The sequence below is a fragment of the Bradyrhizobium sp. USDA 4538 genome, assembly GCF_024171045.1.
GTDB classification, from domain to species: Bacteria; Pseudomonadota; Alphaproteobacteria; order Rhizobiales; family Xanthobacteraceae; genus Bradyrhizobium; species Bradyrhizobium australafricanum.
Map to the genome: position 1 here is coordinate 502,952 of NZ_JALJZE010000002.1, position 17,796 is coordinate 520,747.

General features: G+C 62.3%; 9 protein-coding genes and 2 pseudogenes. 9 read left to right on the top strand and 2 right to left on the bottom strand.

Features of this window, described 5'->3' with window-relative positions:
- The first annotated feature begins 575 nt into the window (after positions 1 to 575).
- The 4 genes from J2R78_RS43675 to J2R78_RS43690 all read left to right on the top strand — a co-directional run bounded on the left by J2R78_RS43675 (position 576) and on the right by J2R78_RS43690 (position 8,781).
- Positions 576 to 2,537: an autotransporter assembly complex family protein gene (locus J2R78_RS43675; protein WP_253610505.1), complete on the top strand. Its 1,962-nt coding sequence runs from the start codon at positions 576 to 578 to the stop codon at positions 2,535 to 2,537.
- Positions 2,537 to 6,880 carry a translocation/assembly module TamB domain-containing protein gene (locus J2R78_RS43680; protein ID WP_253610504.1) on the top strand — a complete coding sequence of 1,448 codons (4,344 nt, stop codon included), beginning with the start codon at positions 2,537 to 2,539 and terminating at the stop codon, positions 6,878 to 6,880. Before J2R78_RS43675 ends, J2R78_RS43680 begins: the two co-directional genes overlap by 1 nt.
- A 503-nt stretch (positions 6,881 to 7,383) precedes the next feature.
- Positions 7,384 to 8,154: an EAL domain-containing protein gene (locus J2R78_RS43685; RefSeq protein ID WP_253610503.1), complete on the top strand. Its 771-nt coding sequence runs from the start codon at positions 7,384 to 7,386 to the stop codon at positions 8,152 to 8,154.
- Between the two features lie 381 nt (positions 8,155 to 8,535).
- Entirely contained in the window at positions 8,536 to 8,781 is a 246-nt protein-coding gene (locus J2R78_RS43690; protein ID WP_253610502.1) for a hypothetical protein, read from the top strand.
- Positions 8,782 to 9,206: 425 nt separating this feature from the next.
- On the opposite strand, the gene J2R78_RS43695 is transcribed toward J2R78_RS43690, so the two are convergent.
- Positions 9,207 to 9,416, bottom strand: a complete 210-nt coding sequence (locus J2R78_RS43695; RefSeq protein WP_253610501.1) for a helix-turn-helix domain-containing protein — start codon at positions 9,414 to 9,416, stop codon at positions 9,207 to 9,209.
- Between the two features lie 149 nt (positions 9,417 to 9,565).
- On the opposite strand from J2R78_RS43695, the gene J2R78_RS43700 reads away from it, so the two are divergent.
- Entirely contained in the window at positions 9,566 to 10,495 is a 930-nt protein-coding gene (locus J2R78_RS43700; protein ID WP_253610500.1) for a hypothetical protein, read from the top strand.
- Between the two features lie 83 nt (positions 10,496 to 10,578).
- Here the strand turns inward: J2R78_RS43700 and repC are convergent.
- Positions 10,579 to 11,811 (bottom strand): annotated as a pseudogene (gene repC / locus J2R78_RS45575) (plasmid replication protein RepC); the annotation flags it as partial.
- A 456-nt stretch (positions 11,812 to 12,267) separates the two neighbouring features.
- On the opposite strand from repC, the gene J2R78_RS43710 reads away from it, so the two are divergent.
- From J2R78_RS43710 to J2R78_RS43725, 4 genes and pseudogenes are all read left to right on the top strand, one after another.
- A complete protein-coding gene (locus J2R78_RS43710) occupies positions 12,268 to 13,107 on the top strand; it encodes a hypothetical protein (protein WP_253610498.1) in 840 nt (279 codons plus the stop codon).
- 736 nt (positions 13,108 to 13,843) lie between these two features.
- A pseudogene (locus J2R78_RS43715) lies at positions 13,844 to 14,158 on the top strand (conjugal transfer protein TraD); the annotation flags it as partial.
- A gap of 6 nt (positions 14,159 to 14,164) precedes the next feature.
- Entirely contained in the window at positions 14,165 to 14,302 is a 138-nt protein-coding gene (locus J2R78_RS43720; protein ID WP_309145064.1) for a conjugal transfer protein TraD, read from the top strand.
- A gap of 549 nt (positions 14,303 to 14,851) precedes the next feature.
- Positions 14,852 to 17,569, top strand: coding sequence for an IPT/TIG domain-containing protein (locus tag J2R78_RS43725; RefSeq protein ID WP_253610497.1), 2,718 nt, complete (start codon positions 14,852 to 14,854; stop codon positions 17,567 to 17,569).
- Positions 17,570 to 17,796: the final 227 nt, after the last annotated feature.

The window sequence follows — 17,796 nt, forward strand, 5'->3', positions numbered from 1 at the left end:
TCCTTGCGGAAGTCATCGCTCATTCCTGCTGGAGATGCGCTGCAGAGACGTGGATATTTTCTGTCAGCTCGGATCGTTGAGATTCGGATCTATGCTCCGGTGTGTCATGCTTAGCTCGCCCTTCTGATCGGCTTCGATCTAATGCATGAGGCATCTGCGTGACATCGAAACGGGAGCACAGAATTCGTAACTGCACTTCTCAGACGACAAAAAGCTCGAATGTGAAAGTGCCGGAACGATCATCAAAGTTTTTGACCGGACCACGTTCTACCGGTCGTCGTCGTGCCGGATGTCAATGACTTCCGTTTGCTGCCTGCGGGCGGCCAACTTTTGCCGCGGGGTGGCGCTTGCCATTTGCAGGCTACAAGCCGGACGTGAGATCCATTGCTGGCTTAATGCGGCGTTGGCAAGCTATACGGCGTCTCTTCCCAGTCGACGTTATCTCCACGACGACACTTGCTCCGGCATTTGTCTGCCGTCTCGCAACGCCCATTAGCGCGGCGCAAGGTTCCTTTGGTGCCGCGCTACGATTCCTGGTCCGGTCGCCGGGGCGGCCAGCGCGAGGCGGACGAGGGTTGCGTATTGGTTTTGCCGTCGCAGCGATCGTCTCCTGCTCGCTGAGCGGGTCGGCTCACGCGTTCGACTTCTTTGGCCTGCTCGGTTCAGACGACCCACCGCCGGTCAGCACCACCACATTGTCCTATCGTCTGGTGATCGAGGCCAGGACGGAGGACGGCAAGGAGGATAGCGATGCCGAACAGGCCTTGCGTGACGCCTCCGCTACCTATCGGCTCCGACAGGAACCGCCACCGGACGGAGACGGTCTCGCGCGTCGCCTTCAGGCCGACATCAACCCGCTGCTCGACACGCTTTGGGGCCTTGGTCGCTACAACGCGGAAGTCGATGTGGCCATCGACGGAGTTCCCGTCTCGCCGCTGGACGAGGCCGGATTTGCCGCCGCGGCCGATCGGGCCGACGCACTTCGCAACAAGGCCGTCGTTCCGATCAAGGTCACCGCGCGGCTCGGTCGGCTGTTCAAGCTGCGCACCATTGACGTCGACTATCCGCACGACCAGACGCCGCAGGGGCTGCCGCGCCGCGCCTTCGGGCTGAAGCCGGGAGATCCGGCTGTTTCGGCTGATCTCCGCACCGCGCAGCTTAAACTCGTCGACTGGTTCCGCAGCAGCGGACATCCGTTGGCGAAGATCGCCGACGTCAAGGCAACGGTCGATCACGCAGCTGGCGCGATGGATCTTCGTATGCGGGTCGAACCCGGGCCCAAGGCCGGCATCGGCGCCGTCACCATCTCGGGCGACGGTGCTGTCGACCCGCGGGTGGTGGCGACCCATGTTTATCTCAAGGAAGGCGAGCCTTATTCTCCCGAGCGGCTGGCGCTGACCAAGACCTCCATCGCCAAGATGCCCGCCATCGGTGGCATTCGCATCCGCGAGGCCGACAAGCTCGACGCCAACGGCAACCTGCCGGTCTTCATCGATGTGACGGATCGCCCCCGGCACGCGGTCGGTCTCTCGGCGAAGTATTCGACGGTCGATGGTCCCGGCATTTCGGGCTACTACGAGGATCGGAACATATTCGGCGGCGGCGAGCGCTTGCGGCTCGAGGCGTCCGCCTCCCTCTTGCAGCGGGTCGATGGAACGTCCTTCAACGGTTTCAGCAATCTCCACGCTTCAGACTTCGGCGCGCGATTCACGGGAACGTTCATCAAGCCGGGCCTGTTCGGCACCCCCAACGACCTCTTGATCGAAGCCACCGCCTTCCGCGAGCGCGTCGGCAACAACGAGCTCGGTGGTTATACCGACGACACGGTGCGCGGCACGATCGGCGTGGTGCATCGCTTTTCGGAGACCGCTTCGCTGCAAGGCGGCTTTCAGGTCGAGCAATCGAAATCGCAGGACGTGCTGGGCCGAGTCGATGCGACGCTCGTCGGCTTCACCGCGACCGGCCGTTACGACACGACAGACAATCCGCTCGATCCCACGCGCGGTGTGCGGCTTGCTGCGACCGTCAATGCCTATCCGAAGCTGATGGGCTCCACGATCGATCTGTTCGAGGGCCGCGTCTCGGCTTCGGCCTATTACGCACTCGACGAGCAGGCCGACTACGTGCTCGCGGGCCGGCTGGCCGCGGGCTCGCTCGCGGGCGCGCCGCTGGCCGACATTCCGGATTCGCATCGTTTCTTCGCTGGCGGCGGCGGATCCGTGCGCGGCTACGGCTTCAATACCATCTCGCCGATGATGTTCGGTCAGATCACCGGTGGCAGCAGCCTGATCGAAGGTTCTGCAGAAGTGCGCGTCAGGATCACGCCGACCATCGGCCTCGTGCCGTTCCTGGACTTCGGCTCGGTGTCGCACTCGTCGCTGCCGGGCTTCAGCGACTATGTCGGCTACGGGGCGGGGCTCGGCCTGCGTTATCTCACGCCGGTGGGCCCGATCCGTCTCGATGTCGCGACCCCGCTCAATCCGCGACCGGGCGACAGCCGGTACGCGATCTATGTCAGCATAGGGCAAGCCTTCTGATGCGCGCGCGCCGTGCGCTGGTCATCGGTTTTGCCATCGCGGCGCTCGGGGTCGTCTCTGTCGCTGTGCTCGGCATCGTCTTCTACGGAATGGCCGGCATGTCCGACGCGAACCAGCAGGACATGCTCGCGGGCCTCGTCTCGCGAACGCTTTCAACCCCCGCGACCCAGGTCCATATCGGCGCCGTCGACGGCGTGCTGTCATCGGATGCCACGGTGCGCGACGTCAGCATCACCGACAAGGACGGAGTTTGGCTGACCCTCGACAAGGCCCGTTTCGTCTGGCGCCGCACCGCGCTGCTGATGGGGCGGCTGGAGATCGATCGGCTCGAGATCGGCACGCTCGATATCAAGCGAAAGCCGCTGCCATCAGACGAGCCCGCCGCGGCGTCCGACCAGCCGATTCTGCCGGACATTCCCGTGAAGGTGCAGGTGAAGGCTTTCGACCTGCATGCGCTGGTGCTGGGCCAGTCCATTCTCGGCGAAGCGCTCAGCGTGAAGGCGACCGGCAACACCGAACTGGGCTCGCCCTCGGAGGGCCTCGTTTTCAATCTCGATGCGACCCGCAACGATTTCCCGGGCCGCTTCAAGGCCGCGCTCGCCTTTGTGCCGCATGGAAACGCGTTGACCCTCGACGTCATGCTCGACGAGCCCGCCCACGGACTGATGTCCAAAATCGGTCATCTGCCGGGCGAGCCGCCCGTCACGTTCGCGCTGGGTGGCAAGGGCACGCTCGACAGCTTCGGCGGTGCTCTGAAGTTTCAGGCCGGTCCCACCATCGATGCGACCGGTGCGATCACGCTCGACCGCAACGGGGCAGGCCGGGTCCTTGCAACCCGTCTGTCGAGCCATCTCGGGCCGCTGCTGCCGTCGGTTGCCGCGCCCGTCTTTGCCGGCGAGACAAATCTCGACAGCACGACGCATTTCGGCGACGACGGCAGCGTCGTGCTGGATGGGCTGGCGCTCACGAGTCGCCTCGCCCGGCTCGATGTGAAGGGCCTGCTCGGTGCCGACAAAGTCATGGATTTCTCGGCCTCGATCCGCGCCCTGCCGAGCAATGGCGATGTCACGGAAACAGACCAGGGTTCGATCCGCAGCCTGGTTTTCGACAGTCGGGCCAACGGACCGATCAAGGCCCCGACGCTCAGGGCCAAGCTGGCGCTGTCAGGCGCCCGCCTGCCGGATGGAGATATCGATTCGCTCGACGCCTCGCTCACGGCGATTCCTCACTCAGAGGCGAGCGACCTGGCAACGCATATCGTGCTAGATGCGAATTTGCGGGCCTCCGGCATCGCGCCGCGCGATCCCGGTCTCGCAGCAGCCATCGGCAACGCCGCTTCGCTCTTGCTCCGCGGCAGCACCGATCTGGGCGGCCACGCCACCATCGAGCGGTTGGAGATCGGCACGCCCACGGTCCACGCCACCTATGCCGGCGATGTCAGCCCCGATCGGCTGCATGGCCGTGCGACCGGAAACCTGCCTGACCTCGGCCGCTTCAGCGATCTCGCCGGGTTGAAACTCAAGGGCGCGGTGGCGCTCGGTCTCGATCTCGACGCCGACCGCGAGCACGGTCGCTTCGGCGCCAAATTGTCCGGCACCGGCGAGCAGATCGCGACGGGACTCGCCGCATTGGATGGGCTCACGGGACCGCGCGTTTCGCTTGCGGCGGATGTCGGCGCAGATACCGGCCGCGACATCTATATGGTCCGGGACGTTTCGCTCGACGGTGCCCATGTCGCGGTTCGCGCCAAGGGAACGGTGACCCGCGAGACGAGCGATCTGTCGGCGCGTATCAGTCTGCCCGATCTTGCCGCGGCCGATGCGCGCCTCACCGGTGTGGCAGCTGTCGACGTCGGCCTCACCGGAGGGCTCGCGCGTCCCGGCGTGTCGTTCTCGGCTTCGGTCGATCGCGCCACCGCGATGCGCCGTCCCATTCCGCATCTGGAACTCGCCGCGACCGTCAATGACGTCAAGGGACCCTGCACGATCGATGCCAGGCTCGACGGCTCGGTCAACGGCAAGCCGGCCCGCGGGATTGTGCAAGTGAGCCGTCAAGGCGGCGACGCAGCGGCATCGGCTGTTGCCGGATGGGACGCCAAGACCGTCGACATCGCGATCGGCTCGGTATCACTGAAGGGGGCAGGGACGGTCGACGCGCAAAGCCTCGCGCGCGGGGAACTCCATTTCGCAGCCGGCTCGCTCGCCGACCTCTCGCCGCTAGCCCTCATGGACCTTGCCGGCTCCGCTTCGCTCGATCTTGCCGCAACCGCCGATGGCGGTCAGCAATCCGTGCGTCTCGCCGGCAAGGGTGCGGCAGTCCGCGCCGCCGGCGCCGCGATCCGCAGTTTCGATCTGCGCGCCGATGCGGCCGATCTTTACCGCCATCCGTTGCTCAACGCGGACGCCAAGGTCACCGGCGCCGAGATTGCCGGCCAGGCTGTCTCGAGCGTCGCCCTGACCGCGCGCGGAAACGCTGGCACGAGCATCATTGGTCTGTCGGCCAAGGCGGCTGGCTTCGATCTCGATGCTGGAGGCGTGCTGACGGCCAGGGATCGCACGCGGTTCGAGCTCAACCGCTTCACCGCGCGGCGCGGCGCCAGGGCGATCGTGTTGCAGGGGCCGGCGAGCTTCACGCTCGACGACGGAAGCGTGCTGATCGAGCATCTGGCGCTCGGCGTCGGCAACGGTCGGTTCACGGTCGACGGCAGCGTAGGCAAGACGCTGAACGTCAAGGCCATCGCGAGCGCAATCCCGCTTCCCGAGGCCGATGTCGTGATGCCGGGCCTGGGCCTTGCCGGGACGCTAGACGCCTCGGCTGTGATCGCCGGCTCGACGAGCGCCCCGACAGGCCAGTACAAGGTATCTGTCAAACAGCTAAGCGCGCCGCAGAGCCGCAGCGCCGGCCTGCCGCCGATCGACGTCGCGGCGGATGGGCGCCTCGAGGGAAGCCGCGCCAGTCTCGCCACCACGATCGCGGCGGGAAAAGCCGGCACGATCACCGCCTCGGGTACGGTACCACTCGATGCCACGGGCCCGATCGCGCTGACCGCGAAAGGCCGTCTCGATGCAGCCGTCGCCAATGCGGCGCTATCGGCGTCCGGCCGCACCGTTGCGGGCACCGTCGTGCTCGATGCCCGTTTGGGCGGCACGCGCGCCAGGCCCCAGATCGGCGGTGCCGCCACCTTGAGCGCGGGCACGTTCCGCGACAGCCTGCTCGGCACACGCTTCGACGACATCGAGGCGAAAGTCTCCGCCGAAGGCGACCGTATCGTCGTCGAGCGACTGACCGCAGCGACGCCCAACGGCGGCACATTGTCGGGCTCCGGCCAGGTGCGGGTCGCCCCGGATGCAGGCTTCCCGGGGACGGTCTCGATCCGTGGGCAACGGGCGACCCTCGCGGCCAGTGCGCTTGCGACCGCGCAGGCCAATCTCGCGATCGACGTCAGCGGTGCCCTGGCGCGCGATCCACGGATCAGTGGCCGGATCGACCTCACCCACGTCGCCGTCGATATTCCCGATCGCCTGCCGTCGACGCTGAAGCCAATCGACGGCATCAACCACGTGAACGCCGCGGGTCAGGCGGCCGCGCGCCTTGCGGCGGCGCGCAAGGCCGAAGCCTTGAAAGGCAGCAAGGGGCGTGCGGCTTTGTTCAATGCCGCGCTTGACGTTTCGGTCTCGGCGCCGAACCACGTCTTCATTCACGGCCGTGGGGTGACTGCGGAGCTCGGCGGCTCCGTGCATGTGGGCGGTACGACCAACGCTCCAGTGCCGAAGGGCGCCTTCTCGCTATATCAGGGCAAGCTGGCGGTGCTCGGAAAGACGTTGACCTTCACCAAGGGCATCCTCTCCTTCAACGGCGATCTTGCCCCCGAGCTCGACTTCGCGGCGGAGATCGCAGCCTCCGACATCACCGCGCAGGTCGGCATCTCCGGGCCGGCGGCCGCGCCGGTGTTCGCCTTCACGTCACAGCCGGAATTGCCGCAGGACGAGATTCTGTCGCGCATCCTATTCCAGAAGGCGTCCGGCAGCCTGACGACGTCGCAGGCGCTGCAACTCGCAGAGGCGGCGGCACAGTTCGCGAGCGGCGGCGAGGGGACGATGGACCGCATGCGCCGCTCGCTCGGCGTCGACAGCCTGGACGTGGGTGCCGGGGCTGGCGGCCCGATGGTCGGTGCGTCGCGCGCCATCGGCGACAGGCTGAGCGTGGGTGTGCGGACAGGTGCGAGCGCCAGCCAGTCCGGCGTGTCGGCCAATGTGGACGTTACGCGCCACATTCGGGTCGAATCGGATGTCGACGCGAAAGGTTCGACATCCGTCGGGGTTGGAGCGCGATACGAATGGTAGCACGGGCGATTTCTGCAGTGACACTGACAGCTTGTCCGATAGGCCAAGCCGGCCGCCGCAAAGGGCGCGATGTCTAGATTGCTATAGTAAGGTCGCTCTTGCAGAACGGTCGGTGGGATCAACGAGATCAGCGCTGTGTCTTCTGCCTAATGGGCAAAAGCTGTTGGAACACGGGAGGAGGGGCGGCATCGAAGGTCTCGGGCGGTGCTTCGAGGGGTAGGGACGATGCTTCCTGTCTCTCTGACGCGGTCGACATCACTGCTCCATGTGGTCCAACGTACACTAGGAAAGTTCAGGTAATGGCGTCTACAGCAAGGAAAAGATCTAGCTTACAAATTTGCGTCCAACTTTCCTATCGCTGGGCATCTTCTTAGGTCTATTCAGTAACATCGTTCCAGACGCCGAACCAGAAGCCGCCCTTGTTTAGCAAAACGCAACCTTCGAAGCTACACTCCTCGCGGGAGGAGTGCCCGACGTATGGAATGAGGAGTAAGACTCTAGGCGTGCAAGACAGTGTTGAGCAAGCCCTCTCAAATGTGGGGCCGGCGTTTACGATCTGGTTTCAGCCAATCATGAACATGGGGCACGGCGACACGATATTCTCGCACGAAGCGTTGCTGCGCGGTCCGTCCGGCGAAGGTGCGGCATTCGTTCTCAGTCAAATTCCGAGATCTCAGATAATTGAGTTCGATGCATTCTGTAGGGAGTGGGCTGTCCAATTGGCCCAAGCGAGCGGGCTTCCCGCGCGGCTAAATCTTAACATTGTTCCTAATGCAATTTGTGATTCACAATTTGGACTGGATAGCACGGTTAGTGCAGCCCGCGAGATTGGCTTCTCAGAGCAACGTTTGGTGTTTGAAATCGTTGAGAACGAGCGGATAGCAGACACCAAGCAGGTGCGTGATAAGCTTGGCGCACTTAGAGATAGCAAGATATTGATTGCACTCGACGATGTTGGTGCGGGATACAACGGCCTGAATTCGCTAGTCGAATTGATGCCGGACATTGTCAAATTGGATATGGCATTGATCCGGGGAATCGACGCAAGCGCCAGGCGACGGTGCGTAGTTCAGGGTATTGTGGCGATGTGCAAAGACCTCGGCAGTCGGCTCATAGCAGAAGGGGTGGAGACAGAGAAGGAAGCGAATACGCTCCATGCGCTTGGGATTGATCTCATGCAGGGATTTTTGTTCGGTGGTCCGTGTGCGGGCGGTTCACCGGTAGTTTTCCGATATCCCCTGCGCAGAAACGAATCGCACCGCGCTATCGAGTGAGCGCGCTGCCTTCGACCGCTGCATTATCCGCCCGAACAGGCGAAAGGGGCGTTTAACCGTTTGTGATCAAGCGCGAGATACCAGCTCCTGTAGCACGCTCAGATTGGAGAGGCTGGTCTAATTCAGTTTAGCTGGAATTGGACACGTTGTGTCTTTCCGACTGGTTACGCGCGCTCTTGAGTGCGCTTGGGCATTTAACGAAACGATCGCCCTATCAGCGAGCTGTTGCTGAGACACCAGCCAGCAGCGCTCGAGTGGCCCGTATGTGTCACGCATTGATCATTTTCGTTCATGATTCGATCATTTCGAGAGTGATCACAATATGCAGCGTGATGGAGGTGCTAGAGTAGTGTTTGGTAATAGAAATGATGAGAACTAAGTATGACGGACGAAATACCCCCTCAGTTCGATCACTCTGCCGACCTTAACGATCCTAAAGTTGATCAGTTGAGAGGCATCACAGGCCTGTCGGTGGCAGGCGTTCAATACCTTCTTTTTCAATGGGAGGAGCCTCCACATTCTGTCTTCGCAGAGCTGGAAAAATTGCTGACGATATTCAAAAGCAAGGCGGCGGGTGACAAGACGACTCTGCGCGCGAGCGGCGTGCTCAGACTTGTCAGAAGTTAGTATGAAGGCGCTCAAGCCGGGTCGACTGAGGACATGCAGGACATCCGCGGGCGCCTCGACGCCTGCCAGCGCGGTGCGTCGCCCCGTCAAAAGCACGCGCCATACAATAATTTCGTCGCCGAGATCAAAAACATCGCGGCGAACGCCGGCTGCAGGAGCGAAAGATCGAAGGATGTCATTCGCTACAGGGCGGCGAGGTTATCTGGATCGCTACGTCGCCCCCTCGATTAGCATGTATCGCGCGCGTCTGACGGGGGACCCATTCGCACGGTGCTGACGGTCAATAGGTGACGACGATCGATCTGCCGCCGGCGCCGACGTTACGACCGCCGAGGCGCCTAACGCCGGCGGACGCACCGGCGCTGAGCGGCGATGCCCCGGTGACGCGCCGCTGATTGGCTTCATCGACAGCGGGGCCTCGGCTACTAGTCGGGCTTGACGCTGAGGAGGTATTTGATCGCCTCGCGCGGGTCGAAGCCAATGGCTTCGGCAAAAGCAAGAAGCTCAACGACGTCGACCTTTCTTTGTCCCACTTCAACTGTGGCGACAAAGGATTGATACCGGCGGAGCTTCTTCGCGACCTCCGCCTGAGTTAGGCCCGCCTTTTTCCTTTTCATGATCAGGAAGGTCTTCAAGGCTTGATGTCTTGAAGAGTGCAGTGTGCGAGACATGACCGACCGCTCGGAATCGAGGGTCGTCCAAATAATGCGATTTACAGATTATCTCAAAACCAGATAATTTAATCACGATCATCAGCGCATCGTCGCAGCCCTTGGGGCGGTAATTGGCATCGACTGCCGGAAGCAATCCATTCGATCTGTCGCGGCTGTCTGATGATGTCCGGAGTACGGCGGCCGCGATCCGGCGACATCCAGCGTTTCGCGCGACGCTGCGTTCGTTTTGCAGCGAGTATGCCGGGATCTTTCAAGGAAATCGCCTTCTCACCACAATCGCAACGGGCGAGGCCCGCCAGCTGATCTGTGCCTTCATGGTAGCGCTGCATTATCGGCGAGATGTCAATGACCCGATATCCGGAATTGTGGTTTCACGCGTCGAGGCGTTTGCCCGCCAGCATCGGCTCGCAAGCCACAATCGTGTCATCGATCTCGTTGACCTAATGAAGGCGGCCGGGTATTTCCGTTCGGTCCGCAGCATGTTCGACCGACGTGTGGTTGTCCTGGAACCGACGGATACGTTGGCGGACCTGGTGCGGAGCTTCGTGCGGCCGTTTCTGAGGGCCTTCGACAGGATGAACGGTGACGGCAGTTTTGAGCTGCGGCTGGCCCGTAACGACATCTTCAAGGACGCGATTTTGACGCGTGCGCTCGAACTTTATGTCGACGGCTGCGCGCTTTGCGATGCCGTCCCGGCGATTCGCCTCTTTGATGGGCGCATTGCAGGCTACGAGATGATGCTATGGATTTGGACGACTTCCCAATCAGGGAACGGGAGTGATGTGCCTGTTCATCTCCGCTACACAGCCAGGAGCTTTGGCGTGTCGGACACGCATTTACGCCGGTTGGTGCAAGAGGCGGAACGGCAGGGCTATCTCCGCCTGGCAACGCGCCATGGAGTATCTCTCGTTGAGGTGCGTTCGTCGCTTTCCGATCTAGTTGAACTCTTCGTCTCTCTCAAGCTCGCTCTTTTCCGGTGCGCGATCGCCCGAGTTGACACCGAAGCCCCGCCAGCCAATCCGCCTCTCAGCCGCGGTTGATCCGCGTTGGCCAGCCGACGCCGGTCGCTCGATACGTGGCCGGCGAGAGTGGGCGACTCCGACATTCTTTTCCGCCGGAGCTCGAGGAGGGCAGTCGCGATCATGAATTGACGGGCCGCGCTCTTCCGGATCAGAGAGCGGAACAGGCCGCCAAAATTGGCCCGCCTGGATCCTCGAATCGGTGGACCGTTTGCCGCGGCATCATCGGACGCGAGCTGATGGACATAGATCGCGAGCAGGGCAGTTTGCAGCGAACCTATGGTATTCTCGCCTTCCGCCCAGGCATCAGGGCTAGCCCCGAAACCAGGCCGCAGGATTCGCCCCGCGGCAACAAAATCCGCGGCCGAACGGCAATTTATGCCGGCATCAGAGAGCGCCGGACAGGCCTCCACGACGAGAGCTAGCGGAAAGGCTTGATCTGACGCTGCAATTGCGGGTTGCGGCGGTTCGGATGATCCGCGGTCGGCGTCCCCATCATTCTCGCAAGCCGCTTTGGAAATCTCGTTAGAGTTTTCAGGGTCCTTTTCTAAATGGCGGGCATTGTGCCCGGCTGAGCCGGGCATTTTCTTGTCATTGGATCGATCGTCCAACGACTTAGTGAGTTCGTAGAACAGTCCCTCAGCTCGATCGCGCAATTCGACCAATGAGGCCAGGATGGGCTCACGCGGGGCGATCCGATCACGGCGCGGGATTCTGCGCTCGAGCTCCGTGAGCTCCGCAAGCAGTGGCTCGGTCTTGCGCTGCTGGTCATAAGAAACGGCGGCGGTGAGGGCGGCGCGGGTAGCGATCCTGTGTCGCGAGATGTCGTCGTCGAGGGCGGCGCGAGCTTGGCGATCGCGCTCTTTCTGAAGGACGATGCCGGCGAACTCGGCATGGAGGTGGATCAGGGGCGAGAGGATAAACCCGAACGCGTCCTCGATTTCGCCGCCGGCGCCTTTACTCGCGTAGCGATAACGGCGCGGGGAATCCTTGGGGATGATAAGGCCGAGGCCGATCAGTTGCTGTATTGCTCGGCGAATGGTGCGCTCATCAAGACCAGTGGCCGCGACGAGCCACTTGCTCGCCGGCCAAACGATGATCTCATTCTTGATCGGTTTGCCTCCGTAACAGGCACAGAGTTTTTCCAGCACGTGGCGCGGGGCACCCCGCAGGCCCAGGGCCTGAGCAGCATCCTTTTGAGCGAGAATGAGTCGATCCCGGCTTGGTGATCCAAGCCGGTCTCTGATGGCTTCGGTCGCCAAGGATGCTGCGATCTGCACGGGAGTGATCCCGCGCAAACCGGGCTGGGGGAGATGTGTTCGCATGCGGTTTTCCATTGGAAAACGCAAAGCAATCCCGTTCGCCGAATCGGCGTTGCCGTATTGACAGTGGTGACGGGAAAAGGCAGGTTCGACCCGTCTTCTGTTTGTCGAACGATCGACTGATCAACGATCGAATGATGCCTTCCCGGATCACCGGGTGCACGTAAACGAAAACGGAATCAGCCTCACCAATTGCTGTTGGTGGGGCTTTTTCTTTGCGTGATTGCTACTCCAGGTTTTGGCGCGACTCACGCTGCCGCTCGTTGCCGAGTCGTGTAAAGCGACGCAGAAGCATGGCCCCCCAAATGATCAGTATGCGACCCAAATTGATCAGCAGATTCGCTCCGCACGAGCGCTAGGTTGCTAGACAACAATCAGACGCGCTCCGATTGTGCGATACGTCATGACCGCGCGAGCCCGTAAGGCCCATCGGTAAGCGACGTGGAGCGTTGTGGCCGCAGGAGAAGGGCTTTGGATGACTCAGCGCTGAAAGATGTGAGGGCACAGATCTTGACGCCAGCGTATGGCGACCAGGTCACAGTTGCATATACGCAGAGCATGATGGCGCTTGTGAATGCCTGCTGGTCTCGCGGCATGATCATGAAGATCGCCGTCGAGAATGGTCAGAGTCTTATCACGCGCGCCCGCAATGAGATGTTGGTAAAATTTCTGGACACGCCAGAACTGACGCATGTTTTCTGGATCGACGCTGATGTCGGCTTCCGCTCAGAGGACGTGTTCAGGTTTCTGTCGTCGGACCTGGATGTCGTCGCGGGAGCCTATCCGATCAAGCAGTATGATTGGCCAATCGAGATTCCCGCCGGGACACAGACGCTTTCGCAGGAGCAATTCGAGAGTCTCGCCTTGGTTTACCCGGTAAACGCGAATGAGGATGCCGGACTGTCCTTCATTCCCGACGACGATGGGTATCTCGAAGTAACTGACGCCCCGACCGGGTTCATGTGCATCAAACGGCGTGTGTTTGACCGGATGATGGAGGCCTATCCCGACCTACAATATTATCCGGACTTCGATTTGCAGCCAGGTCGGGAAGCCAAAGCAAAGTACTGTTATCGTTTTTTCGACGTGATGTTCGACGCATCTTCAAAGCGATATTTGTCGGAAGACTACGCCTTTTGCCGCCGCTGGCGCGATATCGGCGGCAAGGTTCACGTCTGCACCCGCACACGGCTCACGCACGCCGGAACACATCGCTTCAACGGAGACATCCAAGGCGCGCTTGCGGTGCGGCCGCTCGAAGCGATTGGGGGAAGGAGGGGTCGTCGCACTCCGGAGGAACGCGGGAGATAAACGAAACGGGGTGCAGAGACCGGTCTCCGCGCCCGACAGCGGAAGCTATCGGGCCTCACTGCGGAGCGAGGCCTGCAGGATATGTGAGCTTGATATGGCCCGCCAGGCGAGCCGCGTCACGCAGTTGGCTCAGAACTCGGACCCGCTACGCCGGAGATATCCATATATTCTGATTAATAACGGACGTGGGAGTGCAAGCCCCGCGCTGCCTCACGCTACATGGTCACGCCGGGCCAGGCTCCTGATTGTTGCAAGGATCGTTCGTGGATGAGATGCGCGGCTGTGGAGAAACAGCCGACTTGGTGCGAGGGTGAGACCGGGTGAGCCGTCCCGAGAATTTTTATTCGAGGGCGCGCCTATACGTCGTTCCGACTGTCGCCTTCATGTGCCAAGGTTCAAACAGCGAAAGAGGCCCACTCGTTCTTTACTTCGACGTGGCGAGGTGCGCGCAGATGAACTGTGTGCCGGATCGCATTAACCGCGATCTGCAAGACCTTGACCGCCGTGTTCAACCACGAGCGGATTGCGGAGTTACGCCAAATCATTTGGCGATGCCGCCATTCCACAATATTCTTGACATCGACCAAACCATGTGGGCGCGCCCTCCCTCGAAAAAATCTCGCGATGGACCGCGCCGTGCCACACCGTCCCGACAACATAGAAGCAATCAGCAAGGCGCTCAACTGTCATCGTGTCATCGCCGCATTGACAACGAACGAAGACGATGGAGGCAACAATGTGCAAGCTGCGGGACTTCGACACGGAGCTGAAAGCGCTTGAGGACAAGGCGCGAGACCTCCGAAGCCGCGAGGTGCTCGGGCTTGGCGAACTGGTCATCGCCACCGGAGCCGACGCGCTCAGCGCCGACGACTGCCGGGTGCGCTGGTCGCCATCGCGGAAACGAAAGATACCGTAAAGACGGAGGCGTGGGTGAAGCGCGGGCCCGCGTTTTTCGAGGCGCGAACACCGCGATCTACGTCAGCGCCGTGACACCGAGCGCTCTCGGTCACATTCGAGCGGCGCGCAACCGGCGTCAGGCGGCGCGGGCGCGCATGACATGCGAAGCTGGCAGATCGAGCGCCGCAGGCGCTCGCGGCATCTGATCGAACTCGGCAGGCTCGTCGTTAAACCCGGCGTCGGGGACCTCACCGACGACGACCGCGCTACCATCTACGGCACGCTCATCTGGATCTAGACAAGCTCAAAAGCGAGCAAGGCGAACAGGCGCGCGAGCTCTGGGCCGAGAAGGGAAAGCATTTGTGGACCGACGCAAAGGAGCGAATCTCAGCGCCTCGGAAGACCGGTACGATAGGGTTTCCTGATCTGAACCCTTTTTGCAATATTCTGACCGTTATTCCGATAATTGGTGTTCAAAACTTATTATTAGAGCCCCACGGCTATACGTGCGCCGTTAGGGGTTTAAGTGGTGCTTTATTCGTCTTATGCTGTTCTCGGCCGTGCAATCCGCTTGATCTTTCTGGCCGCCGTCGTGCTCGCCTGCTCTCTGACGGTATCAAACACTGCCCAAGCGTCGCCCCAGATATATTCGGTTTCGCCGTCATCAGGTCCCGAGGCTGGCGACAACTGGATACACGTCAGGACGAACGTAGAGGCTTGGCACGATGTCGTAGCCGGCTGGCTGTTACACGTCTGTGAAACGTCTCAAGAGCTGACTATTCGTAGCTTGGTTAATAACAATGGTGTCGTAACCATGGGCGCGAAGATGGTGCCGGGGACTGGCAAAGTGCACCTTGCAATACACGATTCGCCGTGCACGTCGGATAACGAATACACCTATATCCCGCCGGCGCCAACGGCGACGTCGCTGTCGCCAACGTCCGGTCCGGAGGCCGGCGGCACGGTGGTGACGATCAGCGGCAGCAACCTGGCCAATGCCAGCGCGGTGACGTTCGGCACCAGCATGGCGCGGATCACGGCCAACTCGGCGACCTCGCTCACGGTGACCTCGCCGGCGGGGACCGGCACGGTCGATGTCACCGTGACGACGCCGGGCGGCACGGTGTCGCCGGGCCGCTTCAGCTATGTCGGGGCGCCGACGGCGGCGTCGCTGTCGCCAACGTCCGGTCCGGAGGCCGGCGGCACGGTGGTGACGATCAGCGGCAGCAACCTGGCCAATGCCAGCGCGGTGACGTTCGGCACCAGCATGGCGCGGATCACGGCCAACTCGGCGACCTCGCTCACGGTGACCTCGCCGGCGGGGACCGGCACGGTCGATGTCACCGTGACGACGCCGGGCGGCACGGTGTCGCCGGGCCGCTTCAGCTATGTCGGGGCGCCGACGGCGGCGTCGCTGTCGCCAACGTCCGGTCCGGAGGCCGGCGGCACGGTGGTGACGATCAGCGGCAGCAACCTGGCCAATGCCAGCGCGGTGACGTTCGGCACCAGCATGGCGCGGATCACGGCCAACTCGGCGACCTCGCTCACGGTGACCTCGCCGGCGGGGACCGGCACGGTCGATGTCACCGTGACGACGCCGGGCGGCACGGTGTCGCCGGGCCGCTTCAGCTATGTCGGGGCGCCGACGGCGGCGTCGCTGTCGCCAACGTCCGGTCCGGAGGCCGGCGGCACGGTGGTGACGATCAGCGGCAGCAACCTGGCCAATGCCAGCGCGGTGACGTTCGGCACCAGCATGGCGCGGATCACGGCCAACTCGGCGACCTCGCTCACGGTGACCTCGCCGGCGGGGACCGGCACGGTCGATGTCACCGTGACGACGCCGGGCGGCACGGTGTCGCCGGGCCGCTTCAGCTATGTCGGGGCGCCGACGGCGGCGTCGCTGTCGCCAACGTCCGGTCCGGAGGCCGGCGGCACGGTGGTGACGATCAGCGGCAGCAACCTGGCCAATGCCAGCGCGGTGACGTTCGGCACCAGCGCGGCGCGGATCACGGCCAACACCGCGACGTCGCTCACGGTGACCTCGCCGGCCGGCAAGGGCGCGGTGACGGTGACGATGACGACGCCGGGCGGCAACGTCTCGCCGGGCACCTTCACCTATATTCCACCGGCGCCTTCCGAGACGAAGACGACGATAATGTCGTCGCAAAATCCGAGCAGTTTTGGTCAAGCCGTCACGTTCACGGTCACCGTCACCGCAATCGGCGCCGGAACGCCCGCGGGCACGGTGACGTTCAGGGACGGTGATGTGCAGATAGGAGCCTCCTTCCTGTCTGCGGCGGGTGTCGCGACGCTGATGACAAAGACACTCTCTGTCGGTAATCACAGCATCACAGCGGCTTATGCTGGCGGCCCTGCGTTCAATGCCTCGATTTCGTCGCCCCTGACCCAGTCGGTGAACATTCCGGCCGATAGCACCAAGCTGCGTCAACTGCAGGTCGACGTTACCAAGGTCGTGGCGCAAAACTCCGGCCAGGCGATTTCGAGCGCAATAGATACCGCAATCTCCGAAGGGTTCAGTGATGGCGGACGATGCATAACACCTGGACCAACGGGTCTGCGGCTTAACCTGACCGTCCCCTGTGAGGACGAACTGCAATCCGCGCGCCCCAGCGCCAGTGCTTACGCGAGAGAGGGGGCTCCCGGCAGAGCCAGCCGCGATAATTCTAGCATCGACGACGTTTTTGCAGCGGTCGAGTCGGCGAAGGTGGCTTCGGCGAAGGTTCGGGCACAAAATAACTGGCTGTTCTGGATCGACACCCGCGGGACCAGCATCGACCGCTGGGCATCGCCGGGCAATTTCGGCGCCGGAGCGACCCAGGCAGCACTCTACGGTACCCAGTTCAATACGCTCGCCGGCCTGACCTACAAGATCGCTCCTGACTTTCTGGTGGGAGCGGTGGGCGGCTATGAGAGCTTCCAGTACACAATGGATAGCATCAGCGGAAGACTCAAAGGGGACGGCTGGACGGCCGGCTCCTATCTCGGTTGGAGGATTACGCCGGCATTGCGGTATGATGCGGCCGCTACCTTTTCCAACATCAGCTACAACGGCACCGCAGGTGCCGCGCAAGGAAGTTTCAGTGGTCAACGCTGGCTGCTGACGACCGGCCTCACCGGCTCCCATCAATGGGCCAACTTCCATCTGGAGCCGTCGACCAGGCTCTACATCCTCCGGGAGCGGGAGGGGGCCTATATCGATACGCTTGGAACCAAACAGGCCGCGTACAACTTTTTCGCAGGACGTGCCTCAGCCGGGACCAAGCTGACCTATCCGGTGTCCTGGAGCGATGGCCTGCTGCTGTCGCCCTACGTCGGGGGATATGCTGACTACTACTTCACGCGGGACAATGCTGCGGCCGTCATCATCGGCACGTCCGTGCCGCAAATTCCGATCCAGTTGCAGGGGTGGTCTGCGCGTTTCACCGGCGGCGTCGACCTCAGATCCGCCGGCGGCGCCACACTCGGCGTTGGCGCCGAGCTTGGCGGGATTGGTGGCAATACCCGGATCTGGACGTTTTCCGGACGCGCTCAAGTGCCATTTTGACGATGAGGCTAAATTCAATCTGGTAAGGCAGCGCCCGCCCAATCGGGAAGGAGATTCTGGTGGCTGAGCAAACGTTACAGTCCGAGAAGAAAACAACCCAAGGGAATGATTTTCCGAGTGTTTGGTGCGAGCGGAAATGGCTATGGCTGTCCGACGTCAGCCTGGCGACCCTGGCTTCTTTTGTTTCCCCCCTGCCACTGCGGAGACGGTCGTCCTGCGGACGGGCG